At 67.6% G+C, this 12,142-nt stretch carries 9 protein-coding genes; 3 read left to right on the top strand and 6 right to left on the bottom strand.

Annotated elements, in window-relative coordinates:
* Positions 1-1,363: 1,363 nt before the first annotated feature.
* Complete coding sequence (locus tag SSPN_RS0134775) at positions 1,364-1,831, bottom strand: MarR family winged helix-turn-helix transcriptional regulator (protein WP_010314124.1); 468 nt, start codon at positions 1,829-1,831, stop codon at positions 1,364-1,366.
* 119 nt (positions 1,832-1,950) lie between these two features.
* Here SSPN_RS0134775 and SSPN_RS0134770 point away from each other — a divergent pair, with 119 nt between their 5' ends.
* Positions 1,951-3,111, top strand: coding sequence for a PP2C family protein-serine/threonine phosphatase (locus SSPN_RS0134770; protein ID WP_010314122.1), 1,161 nt, complete (start codon positions 1,951-1,953; stop codon positions 3,109-3,111).
* A gap of 101 nt (positions 3,112-3,212) precedes the next feature.
* Here the strand turns inward: SSPN_RS0134770 and SSPN_RS0134765 are convergent, their stop codons facing one another.
* The 4 genes from SSPN_RS0134765 to SSPN_RS0134750 form a co-directional block, all read right to left on the bottom strand.
* Positions 3,213-4,013: a SigB/SigF/SigG family RNA polymerase sigma factor gene (locus SSPN_RS0134765; protein ID WP_010314119.1), complete on the bottom strand. Its 801-nt coding sequence runs from the start codon at positions 4,011-4,013 to the stop codon at positions 3,213-3,215.
* Positions 4,010-4,432: an ATP-binding protein gene (locus tag SSPN_RS0134760; protein WP_029536032.1), complete on the bottom strand. Its 423-nt coding sequence runs from the start codon at positions 4,430-4,432 to the stop codon at positions 4,010-4,012. The genes SSPN_RS0134765 and SSPN_RS0134760 overlap by 4 nt, the downstream gene beginning before the upstream one ends.
* Before the next feature lie 6 nt (positions 4,433-4,438).
* Entirely contained in the window at positions 4,439-5,035 is a 597-nt protein-coding gene (locus SSPN_RS63100; RefSeq protein WP_394378928.1) for a hypothetical protein, read from the bottom strand.
* A 221-nt stretch (positions 5,036-5,256) separates the two neighbouring features.
* Entirely contained in the window at positions 5,257-7,170 is a 1,914-nt protein-coding gene (locus SSPN_RS0134750) for a GntR family transcriptional regulator (RefSeq protein WP_202798975.1), read from the bottom strand.
* Between the two features lie 211 nt (positions 7,171-7,381).
* Here SSPN_RS0134750 and SSPN_RS0134745 point away from each other — a divergent pair, with 211 nt between their 5' ends.
* Both SSPN_RS0134745 and SSPN_RS0134740 read left to right on the top strand, forming a co-directional pair.
* Positions 7,382-8,740, top strand: coding sequence for an MFS transporter (locus tag SSPN_RS0134745; RefSeq protein ID WP_010314111.1), 1,359 nt, complete (start codon positions 7,382-7,384; stop codon positions 8,738-8,740).
* Between the two features lie 9 nt (positions 8,741-8,749).
* A complete protein-coding gene (locus SSPN_RS0134740; protein WP_010314109.1) occupies positions 8,750-10,789 on the top strand; it encodes an NADH:flavin oxidoreductase in 2,040 nt (679 codons plus the stop codon).
* A gap of 407 nt (positions 10,790-11,196) precedes the next feature.
* On the opposite strand, the gene SSPN_RS0134735 is transcribed toward SSPN_RS0134740, so the two are convergent.
* Positions 11,197-11,472, bottom strand: coding sequence for a hypothetical protein (locus tag SSPN_RS0134735; protein WP_010314108.1), 276 nt, complete (start codon positions 11,470-11,472; stop codon positions 11,197-11,199).
* Between the last annotated feature and the right edge of the window lie 670 nt (positions 11,473-12,142).

Here is a 12,142-nt window from a genome sequence, read left to right as displayed (position 1 = left end):
GGCGCCGACCGAACGGCACAGCCGCCGGTATCGAAACGGTCCACCACCTGGGCAACCTGTCCACCACCTGGGCAACCTGCCACCCACCTTCCCGCCCGAAACTACCTAAACCGGATAGGTCAACCTTGCACACGCCCTGATGTGCGACCGTTCCGTCGGATTCGAATGGGCCGACATCGCGTGGCGGATCGGGAAGGACGCCGCAGCTGTCGGCGGCTTCCCGTGGTGGGAGCTGCGGCGGTTGTCGCGCACACCGTGGGCAGGCACTGCGAACGCACTCTTCCTGTTTGCTGGCGCTAGAACGAGATGTACGCTTCGATCGCCCGCGAAAGGCTGGGTTTTGAGGCCGCCGAAGTACCGATTTCAACCAACAGCGCGACTTCTTCAAAGATGTTGCGAATGCACCGATCTGCCTTGGGCTTTGTTGGTCGCCCGAAGGTTGTAGTCGTCGTTCAGCAGCGTCAAGGGCTCGGATTGGATGCCATATGGCAAGGGAATTCAATCCTGAAATCGCTGGTCGGCGGGGCGACCGCTGCGGTTCTGCGCTTGGCGCGATGCGCTTTCGGCGGCCGTGCGTGCGCTACCGGATCTGGTGCCTGGTAGGGGTCCGTGTATATGTTTGTCCAACAGCAAATAAATGGTCGAGCGCGGTCGCCGCCGGCGGCAGGCCCGATGGCCTGCCCTTCCCGTGGTGAGGGCTGCAGGCGGGAGTCGTCGAGGTATGCAATGCGCGTTGGACTACCTGCTCGCTGGCTTCGCGGGAACCTGCTTGTCCTTGCTGCTCATCAAGGTTCGGCGCCGCACTCCGAACAGGCGGTGACCCTGCTCGAACGGCGATCGGCGTGGCACGCCGCTGTCCGCGCGAGTCGCCCGCCGACGAGGCCGGATTGTGAACTGCGACGCCGAACGAAGGGCGCCGTCCCCGGAGCGGAAGCAGAACCGATGCGCCACGTGTCGAGGAATGGCGAGTGACACCATCCGGAGAACGAGCGGGGATCTGCGCGTGCGCGCCGTGAACGACATGCCCGGCAGATCTGCTCGGAACGCCCGGTGGGGAGTGGTGTCTCCAGCACGCGCTACCGTGCGGACGCCGTACGGTGTGGGGCGGCGTCGGGCAGGACCAACTGCGCACCCTCGTGGGCCGATTGGCGCTTTCTGCGACGCGGGTCTGGTGGGGCGTCCCGCTGAACTAGGGGAGCCGAAAAGGGCCGTATCGGCAGGCCCTGCGCGCGGGCTCGTTGGGTGCGCAGGGTAACTTCTTTGCCGGGAGACAAGCGAATGGCATGGACGTGAGGTTGTGGTCGATGAGTCCGGCACGTCTGATCGCGCCCGCTGGCGACGAGGGGCCTTGCCGGCCGAAGCGTCAGGCGAGCTCCTGGTCCGGGAGCCCGAGTTCGTTGGCGGCGGAGTAGAAGGCTTCCAGGCCGGTGCGCAGTGCGCTCCTGCTGCGCGGGTTCATCTGCTGGAGCACGGCCTCCAAGTCGGCCTTGCGGTCGCGGCGGAACTGGCGCAACAGCCGCCGTCCGTCCTTCGACAGCTTCAGGACGATTTCCCGGCGGTCGCCGACGCTGACTTCGCGCACGAGCAGTCCGGCCGCCTGGAGGCGATCGCACAACCGGCTCGTCACGGAGGGGATCGAACCGAGCTCGTCGGCCAGGCTCATCAGGTTGATGGTCGCGTGGCGGTCCACGACGATCAGCGCTCGCAGCTGGGACGGCGACACCTTCGGGCGCAACCGTTCCGCGCTGCGTCCCCACACCACGACGAGTGCGCGAGCGGCGGTTTCGACGTCATCGAGGAATTCGTCCGGCAGCGGGTCGGACTGGCGCACTATGTCGTACTCCCTCCTGCGGGCAGGCTGCATCGGCGTGCGTCCCGGCTCGGTGCCATCTTCTCACGTCGAGGAACGAGGTCGCCCGGCATCTTGCCGGGCCGGAAGCAGGAGGTGCGGTGAGCACACCCACGCGCTGGGAGCTGGTGGAACGCGCATTGCGGGAGGCGGATCCCGAGGAAGTGGTCGAGGTCCTGGGCGAGGCCCTGCGGGAGAACTACGGGGTCCGGGACTGCGAGATGTTCCTCGTCGATCTCCGACTCGTGGTGCTGGAGCCGGTCGTGCACCGCGATGCTCCCAGTATCCCGCTCGCCGGAACTGCCGCCGGACGTGCCTATCGCGACCAGGCCGCGATCGTCGGAGAGCACGAAGGCCGAACTGCCCTGCACCTCCCGCTCGCCGTCCGCGGCGACCGGATGGGAGTGCTGCAGCTGGTGACCGATGAGGACCTGTCCGCCGAGATTCGCGCGGAGCTGCTGGACATCGCGGAAGTCGTCGCCGGGCTGGTGCTCACCGCCGAGGTGGTCACGGACCGCTACCGACAGGTGCGCCGGCGGCATCGGCTGACGCTGGCCGCCGAGATGCAATGGCAGCTGCTGCCGGTGCGCTCGGTCGAGACGCGTTCCTTCCGGCTTGCCGGGCAGTTGGAACCGGCGTACGCCGTGCGAGGCGACAACTTCGATTGGAGCCAGGACGGGCGGACGCTCAGCGTCGCGGTCACCAACGGGATGGGGGAGAGCCTGACGGCGTCCATGCTGACGACGCTCGCCATCACCGCGTTGCGGAACGCCCGGCGCGGCGGAGCGGACTTGGTGGACCAGGCCGCCCTCGCCGATCAGGCCATCTGGTCGTACCACGTCGGCAAGCAGTACGTGTCCACGTTGCTGATCGAGCTCGACCTGCGCAGTGGTCGGCTGCGGGTGGTCGATGCCGGGTCGCCGCGCATGTGGCGGGTGCGAGGTGACGAGATCGAGCGCATCGAGCTCGACGCCCAGCTCCCGCTCGGGATGCTGGAGGAGACCGAATACCAGGCCCAGGAGTTCCAACTCGAACCCGGCGACCGGCTCTTCGTGCTCACCGACGGCGTCTATGCGGCAGCCCGGGCGTCGCGGAACTACGACGTCGCCTCGCTGCAGCGGACACTGCGCGCCAGTCGCCTGCTGCCGCCGGCCGAAGCCGTCCGCGCGCTGATGAGCGACATCCGCGTCTTCTTGGCAGACCACGATCTGGACGACGACGCCGTAGCGGTGTGCTTGGACTGGAACGGGACGGATCTGTGACCGAGCTGGTCGACTGCCGACCGCGGCAGTCGACCAGCACTCGATGCAACTCGACGAGCGTCCGCCGCGAAAGCACCAGGCCGGCCAAGCGCCTGGAGTTCCTACTCGTCCGGTTGAGCCGGCTTGTCCAGCCTCTTCCGCAGGTGTCCGAGGGTGCGGCTGAGGATGCGGGACACCTGCATCTGCGACACACCGACCTGGTCGGCGATTTGCGTCTGGGTGAGGCCGTGGACGAACCGGAGCAGCACGATTCGCCGGTCGCGGTCCGCGAGCTCCTCCAGCAGCGGGCGGATCGTTTCGCGATCCTCGACGCCGTGCAGATCTTTGTCGAGCTCACCGAGCGCGTCGACCTTCGCGACCCCGTCCGCGTGGGTGAACATCTCGTCCAGCGAGGCGCTGCGGTAGGCGTTGGCCGCCTCCAAGCCCTCGTACACCTCGTCGACGCTGATTCCCAGGCGCTGCGCGAGGTCGCTGGGCGTTGGCGCGTGTCCGAGTTCCTGCGCGAGGGTGGAGATGCCGGAGGAGACCAACAGGTACAGTTCCTTCACCCGTCGCGGAGTTCGCACCGCCCACGCGGAGTCGCGGAAGTACTTGCGCACCTCGCCGGTGATGGTGGGGACCGCGTACGCCAAGAAGTCGGTTCTGAGCTCGGGGTCGAACCGGTCGACGGCGTTGATGAGGCCGAGCCTCGCGACCTGGGTGAGGTCCTCCAGCGGTTCGCCTCGGCGGCTGAACCGGCGCGCGATGCGCTCGGCCACCGGGAGGTACGCCTCGATCAGCTCATCCCGAAGTACCTGGCGGCGTGGATCGCTGTCGTCCAAGGCGACTAACTCGGCGAACATCGCGGCCAGCGCATCGTCGTCGGGATCCGGCCGCGTGCCGGTTCGGATCGAGGATCTCATGGCCCGACCGTCCGTGTCTTGATCAATTCGATCCGCACCAGATGGTCGCTTCCGGGGTGAACGGCTACCACCTCGGTCGACACCTTGTCCGCCAAGGCTGTGAGCACCCTCCAGCTGAACGTATCGGTGCGAGGCCCGGCACCGTCCGCCGACTCGACTTCGGCGGTCATGGCGAATTGGACGGCATCGCTGGAGAGCTGGCAGGACAGCCACGAGCCCGGCTGGGCCAGTTGCACCAGCGATGCGCACGCTTCCTCGACGGCCAACCGGAGGTCGGCGATCGCATCGACGTCGAAGTCCGAGCGCATGGCCAGATCGCCGACCACGGCACGCAGCACCGGGAGCTGTCCGGGCCGGGCCGCGATGCGGATTTCGACCACTGTGGACTCTTCAGGGCTGGCTGCTGCGCCCTCGGTCATTCTCGATCACCCCGTTGAGTCACGCGCGCCGTCGCTTCGCCGCGACCTTACTACGGATACCGATGCGGCCTGCAAGGCCAGCATGTTGCCGCGATCCCGTCCGGGGCACGGCTCCTGCCTCCCGGCCGCGGCGACGCGAGACCAGCTTGGTTGCCGCACGACAACGAATTCCGCAGCGAGATCCAGTACCCGTCCGCCCGATGTTGTTCGGGAACTGGCGTACCTGGGTACCAGCACGTGTGTCGCTCCGCAGGTGTGCTTCCCCCTGCCTGCGGAGCGACACCGAACGGCGAACGTTCGGGGCAACCCGAGTGGAGCACGAGTCATGGCGAACACCGCGCACCTCGCGGTTGCTGGGGACGGCGAGGCATTCGAGCTGATCATTCGCGGCGATGAACTGCTGCAGCGGGAACCGGGGAGGCTACTGTGGACGATTCGTCCGGGGCTTGCGGCCGGCTCCGCCGTAGCCAGCGTTCGGCGCCGCGCTGTCCTCGGGGTCTCGCCGTTGGTGGGGCGCCAAGCCGGCAGCCCGACCATGCCAGGGCTGACCAGGTCGAAACCGGCGAACATCGCCTCGACCTCCGGCTGCGAGCACAGGCTCACCTGGGCCACCGAGCGCTCGTAACCGCGATCATCAGCGGGCCACTGGGCCGGTCGAGGTCGAGCAGGTCTCGCAGCTCCGGCGCGGCCAGGACCTCCTCCGGCGATCTGTGGGCTCGAACGATCATCGCTGCTGATCGGACGGCAGCGCGAGTCCACCAGGACTCTTCGAGTTGGATTGACGGGACAGGAGAAGGACACTCCGGCGGGTGCGGATCGGTCGACTAGCGCGGCAAGTTTCGCGGGTCGCCCGGGCGCGGGTTCGGCTTGCCCGCGATGGTGATCCAGAGGTCCGGGTCGAAGTGGTCCCGCGGTAGCTGCGCGACCATATAGCGGACGCTGCGTTCGACTTTCACGCGCCAGAGGCGCGCGGCTTCGTTGCCGTCGCCGTTGCGGAGCGCGTCGAAGATCGTGGCGTTTTCGCGGGCGATCAAGTCACCGGCTTCGGCATAGCCCAGTCGCAGGACGGAGATGAACATCCGCAGGCGCATGGTGAGGCGTTCGAAGAACGAGGAGGCTTGCGGCAAGTTCGCGGTCCGCGCGATCGCGTCCTGGAAGCACAGGTCGGCTTCGCCGATGCGCACGTCGTCGCTGTTGCGCGCCGCGGCGCGGACCTCGGCGAGGGCCGCGTTGACCGGTTGAAGATGGGCGTGGCCGAGCACCGCGACCCGGCGCATCACCAGCGCTCCCAGCGAGGCGCGCACCGCGTAGAGGTCGAGGATGTTCGTCGCGCTGACGTCGGGGACTGCGGCTCCGCGGTTTGGGAGCCGCTCGAGCATTCCTTCCTCGGCCAGGACGCGCAGGGCTTCGCGGATCGGACCCCGCGAAACCCCCAGCCTGGCGGCCAGCGGCGCTTCCTTGACGCGCTCTCCGGCGTGGTACTGGCCCGTGGCGAGTGCTTCACGCACCAGATGCACGACCCGGTCCGTGGTTCCGGACGCCGTGGCCGAATCGTCCGGTATCGCGCTGGTGGGCTCCAGGTCGTGTCCCGTTTGCTCCGACGCAGTCTCGCTCACAGATTTCGAGTCGTTATTAATGCCGCGGTTGGCGGCGCCGCTCCACAGGGCGCGAGGGCTCTTCGCCCACGAGTATGGGCTCGTGCGCGGGGTCCAGGTGCTGCACCAGGCCCGGACGTCGTTGCGGACCTTGGTCAGCGACGCGGCGAAACCGAACAGGTTCTCGTGGCCGGGCAGCGGGTTGTTCGCCAGGAGGAAGTCGATCTCGTCGATCCAGGACGACGGGTCGGGTGCGTTGTCGCAGCGGAAGCGCGGGTGCCCGTGCTGCCACTCGTCGACCGTTCGCAGCGCCGACTCGTCCAGGCCGCCGGCGAGCAGGTGGACGTTCATGCTGGCAGCCACTGTGCGGTCGAGGTGCTCGAGGAATTCGCGCAGGGGAGCGTGACTCCCGGACGTTCCGGTGGTCACGCCCCGGAGCGAGGCGAAGGCGTTCGCCACGGCGAACAGGTTGCGCGTTTCGGCGCGCCGCCGGTCCACGCTGCGTCCGGCGGGCCGTTGATCGCGTAGGGGTGTGCTGTGCGGGGTGGCCGAGACGGCTAGCACCCGCATCGGGGGGTCGAGGAACAGGCCGACCACGTCGTGGATCTCCGCCGGTAGCAGCGAAACCTGGCCGGCGCGCCGCGGCGAGGAACCGGGTGCCGGGTGGATGCGGTGGGCGCTCCAGATGCGGTTCACGGTGGTCTGGCTCAGACCGGTCTCGGCCGCCATCGAACGCGTCGACCAGGCGTGTCTGGCACCCGGGGCTGGTGCGAGCGTGCGGACGAGAACGGTCGCGACCGCGTCGTCATCGACCGCGCGTGGCCGTCCTGGACGGGGTTGCTCGTGCAGGCCGTCCAGCCGTTGGTCGAGGAAGCGGGACCGCCACTTGCCGACCACGTCCCGGGAGATGCCGAGGCTTTGGGCCACCGCGGTGTTGGTGCTCTCGTGCTCGCAGCACAGCACGATCTGGGCCCGCAGCGCGAGGGCCTGCGAGCAGGTGCGGCTGCGGGTCCACTTCAGCAGTGCGGCCCGTTCGGTATCGGTGAGGACCACGGGGTTGCGGGGCCTGCCGACCACGGTTGAAGAGTAGGCGAATTTCTGGTTCAGGTGAACAACCGTGCTCCACAGATGCCCACGGGGCATTGTTGACAACTCGGACCGTTCGCATACTTCGGTGGCCACGCCGCCGGCACCCACAAGGCACCGCGAGCTCGCTTCGACCACAACGACACCGCCCGCTCCGGCGGTGCGAACGCACGGGACGCAGTCTGCGAGGCCCGGAGGTTCCGGACCCCGCAGTCGGTGCTCTGCGCGTCCGCCGCGCCCGAGCAGGGCCCGCGATGAGGAGCTCGTCGTGAGTAGTTCCATCATTGATGACCAGCCCTACGGGCGCTTCCACCGCAAGCTCTTCTTCCTCTCCGCTGGCGGGCCGTTCCTCGACGGCTACATCCTCAGCGTCATCGGCGTGGCCATCACCGGGGCGACGCGCGAGCTGGGGCTGACGTCCCTCGCCGAGGGCTTGGTCGGTGCCGCGGCGCTGGTCGGCGTGCTGGTCGGCGGTTTCGTGTTCGGTTGGGTGACCGACCGGGTCGGCCGGCAGGTCATGTACACCATCGACTTGATCGCCCTCGTCGCCGCTTCGGCGCTGTCGTTGTTCGTGACTGAGGCGTGGCAACTCGTCCTGCTGCGCTTCATCGCCGGGGTGGCGGTGGGGGCCGACTACCCGATCGCCACGTCGTTGCTCGCCGAATGGCTGCCCGTGCACCGACGGGGCCGCACGATGGGGGCCCTGGTCGCCGCGTGGTTCGTGGGTGCATCCGCGTCCTACGCGGTGGGCTACCTCGTGGCTGCGGCCGGTGGGGAGGACCTGTGGAACTGGGTCCTGGCCAGTGCGGCGGTGCCGGGCTTGATCATCCTGCTGGCCCGCATCGGAACACCGGAATCTCCTCGCTGGCTGCTGCGCCACGACCGCCCGCAGGACGCGGCGGAAGCGATTCGTACGGCGTTCGGCCGCTACCCGACGGAGCAGGAACTCGCGCGCTTGGCGGAGACCGAACCGGCGAAGAACTCTCGACTGTCCGATGTGTTCACCGGAGGTTACCTGCGGCGCACCTTGTTCGTCGGCGGGTTCTGGTTCTGCCAGGTCGCGCCCGCGTTCGCCATCTGGACCTTCTACCCGGTGATCCTCGGTGCCTACGGGTTCGAAGCGGGCGACACCGCGCTGCTGTGGTCAATGGTGGTCAGCCTGGTCACCCTGGCTGGCTGCGTGCCGTGCATCAGGTGGGTGGAGACCTACGGGCGCAGACCCGTCATCATCTGGACCTTCGTGGGCGTGTCCGCGTCGATGGCTGCGCTGGGTTCGTTCCCCGGTATGGCCGCCGCACTGGCCATCCTGCTGTTCGTCGTCAACGCCCTCGCCCAGGGCGGCGGCAACATCCTGCAGTGGATCTATCCGACAGAGCTGTTCCCCACCGACATCAGGGCGTCCGCGGTCGGCGTGGCCAGCGCGATCAGCCGCGTCGGTGCGGCTGCGGGCACTTACCTGCTCCCGGTCGGGCTGGAAGCGATCGGGCTCGGTCCGACCATGCTCGTCGGGGCTGGGCTCTCGGTCATCGGAACCGCGATGTGCGTGGCCTGGGCCCCGGAGACCAAGGGGCAGGCGCTGCACGAATCCGCTGCCGTCCCGCCGCAGTCCGAAGTACGAGCCAGCTAGGAGAAAAAGATGTCAGTCACCCGCGACCCGCTGCTGACCCCGTTCCGGATCAAGAACCTCGTCCTGCGCAACAGGATGGTGAGCACCTCGCACGAGCCCGGCTACGGCGAGGACGGCATGCCCACCGAGCGGTACCGGGCCTACCACGTGGAGAAGGCGCGCGGTGGGGTTGGCCTGACCATGATCGGCGGCAGCTCGGTGGTGAGCGTTGACAGTCCGCCGTCGTTCGGCAACCTGCACCTGTACTCCGACGAGATCGTGCCGTGGCTGCGGCAGTTGTCCGACGAGGTGCATGCCGAGGGCGCGGCGGTTATGTGCCAGATCACGCACCTCGGCCACCGCACCAGCAACTACACCGAGTCGTGGCTCCCCACGGTGTCGGTCGGCAACCTCCGGGAACCGGCGCACCGCGCATTCACCAAGCAGGCCGAGATCGCCGACCTGGAACGCATCGCAGCCGACTACGCGGCCGGCGCCGCGCGCTGCGAGGCGGGCGGCCTCGACGGCATCGAGATCCAGGCCTACGGGCATTTGCTCGACAGCTTCTGGTCTCCCGCGCTGAACAACCGCACCGACGACTACGGCGGTTCCTTCGACAACCGGATGCGCTTCCCCCTCCAGGTCATCGCCGCGATCCGCGCCGCGGTCAGCGATGAGTTCGTCGTCGGCATCCGCATGGCCGTCGACGAACAGCTCCCCGGTGGTGTCGACGAGGACGAGGGCCTGGCCATCGCTCAGGTGGTGGTGGACGCGGGGATCGACTTCATCAGCGTCATCCGCGGCCACATCGCCACCGAAAGCGGTCTGTCCGACGTGATTCCGCCAATGGGCGAGGCCTCGGCACCGCACTTGGACCTCGCCGCCCGGGTGAAGCGCAAGATCGACGTGCCGATCATGCACGCGGCCAAGATCGCGGACGTGGCCACCGCGCGGCACGCCATCGACGACGGGCTGCTCGACCTCGTCGGCATGACGCGTGCCCTGATCGCCGACCCGCACCTGGTCGCCAAGATCGAGGCCGGGCAAGAAGAACGGATCCGTCCTTGCGTAGGGGCCAGCCTGTGCATCGACGCCGCTTACATCGGAGAACCCGCCTCCTGCATCCACAACCCGTCAACCGGTCGGGAGCTCCGCCTCCCGCACCGGATCAGCGCAGCGCCGCAAGCCAAGAACACGGTGGTGGTCGGTGCCGGGCCTGCTGGCCTGGAGGCCGCACGGGTGCTGGCCGAACGCGGCCACCACGTCACGGTGTTCGAGGCTGCTCCCGGGCCCGGTGGCCAACTGCGCTTGGCGTCCCGGGTGCAGCGGCGGCGGGATCTGATCGGCATCGTGGACTGGCGGGTGGCCGAATGTACCCGCGCGGGGGTGCGGTTCCAGTTCAACCACCTCGTCGAAGCCGATGAGCTCCGCGGGCCGGATACCGATGTGGTGATCATCGCGACCGGGGGAGTGCCGAACACCGATTTCCTGGACTTCGGGGCGGATCTGGTGCACGACACGTGGGACGTCATCTCCGGTGCCGTGCTCCCGACCGGTTCGGTGCTGGTCTACGACGACCACGGCGGGCATCCCGGCTTGGACGTCGTGGAGTTGCTGGCCGGCAGCGCGGCGCAGGTGGAGTGGGCCAGCCCGGAACGGACGGTCGCGGTCGACGTCGGCAGCGTCAACGCACCGCCGTACCTCCGCACCATGCTCAACCACGACGTCCGCATCAGCCTGATGCACCGGCTGGTCGGCGTGGAGCGCGACGGAGACGCGCTGCTGGCCACCTTCACCAGCGATCCGATCCGCCGCTCGTTCACCCGTCGCTTCGACCACGTCGTCGTCGAGCACGGAACGCTGCCCAACGCCGAGCTCTACGAGCAGCTCAAACCGCACTCGACGAACGAAGGCGAGATCGACTACACGAAGCTCCTCGACCGAACACCGCAGGACCGGCTGCGCAACGAGGACGGCAGGTTCCAGCTGTTCCGCATCGGCGACGCGGTCAGCAGCCGCAACGTGCACGCCGCTGTGCTGGACGCATTCCGGCTCTGCTCAGCCGTATGAGAACAGGCTCCGGCGGTGCGGGGAAGCGCGCCGTTCCACATCGCAGATCTCCGACGCTCTCGGAGCCTGATGTCGGCGTCGGCAGACCGCCGGCTTGTGCCGCATCAAGCAACGTTGATCGGATATTGAGGCTGCCGCCGATTTCGGGCGAAATCGGCTATGAAGTAGTGGCCCTCCTGGCGAGATCCGCCGATGATACCCATGATCAAAAAACGCTGCTGGACCGTCGATACTGCCTGTAGTCGTTGCGAGCAAGGCTGTTGATGCGACGAGGCCCCGCACCGTGGGTTATCCGTGGGTGCGGGGCCTCGCTGCTGTCCGGGCTTGATCAGTCGTCGTTGTCGGTGTTAACCAGGTCCTCTACCTTGTCGTCACCCTGCGACCAGTGATCGATGTCCCGCTCGAACTCATCCTTCGGCTTGCCCGACAGTGGCTGTCGTCTGCCCCGCATCGATGTCCTTCTCCTTCTTCCGCTCAGCGGGCGTGAAGGTGTTTTGGACGTCAGGCAGGTGTGCCTTCACCAGGTGCACCAGGTGCAGCGATCGTTTCAATGCGTCCCCGAACACCGTAGGCTGTTGCTTCGACGTCCAACGCTCTTCGGCACCGCACAGGTTGCATGTCTGTGTGTCGTCTTTCGCAACGCTGTACTCAAGCTGGATCGGGTGCACGCGGACGGTTGCCATACTCGGTTACTCCTCGGCTCGGCACGATGGTTGAACACCTCCCCTCACTTTACGTGATCGATCGTCCGGACAGGCCGTATCAGGTCAATCGACCGTCCGGGGGTCTGCCGGTGAGGCGGGAGCGGCCGGTTGGCAAGCCCGGAAGGACCCAAACAACTTGCCAACCGGCCGCGACGGCCCGGTTCCAACAGGGGAGGAGTGCGCCGCGTGTCGGGGCGCAGCACACATACGAACCGAGCCGCGTCTGAGATCAACCTGACTGCGGGTGAACGCCCCCGACGAACTCCGGTGCGCACAAGAGGCCGCAACCGCTCGCTCGGCAGTCGTGGTTACGGGTGTACTCGGCGAGTGCATCGCTTACGCATACCTCGCAAGGTCGGGCGGAGAGCAGCCGGTTGGAGACAACGCCCATGACGAGCCCACATCTCGTTTGTTTCGTGCCAGGCTTTCGCTCGTGGACGGTCCCAAGATGATCAGTCCATACATCCCGGACGGCACCGGACGGTTCCGCTTGGTCCGCAAACAGTTGCGTACTGCCCGCTGAACTTCTCGCTTCCACGCCCGTTTTCCTTCCGCACCGCTTGGTGTTGGTGGAGCAGTCCCCGCCGATGTCGGGGGGCTTCCAACGACGGGGACCGCCCTGGCCTCGAAGTTAGGGGGCGAAAGCTCG

Source organism: Saccharopolyspora spinosa NRRL 18395 (genome assembly GCF_000194155.1).
Classification (GTDB): domain Bacteria; phylum Actinomycetota; class Actinomycetes; order Mycobacteriales; family Pseudonocardiaceae; genus Saccharopolyspora; species Saccharopolyspora spinosa.
The sequence above is the reverse complement of the archived record's forward strand: the minus strand, read 5'-3'. Positions and strand labels throughout refer to the sequence as shown.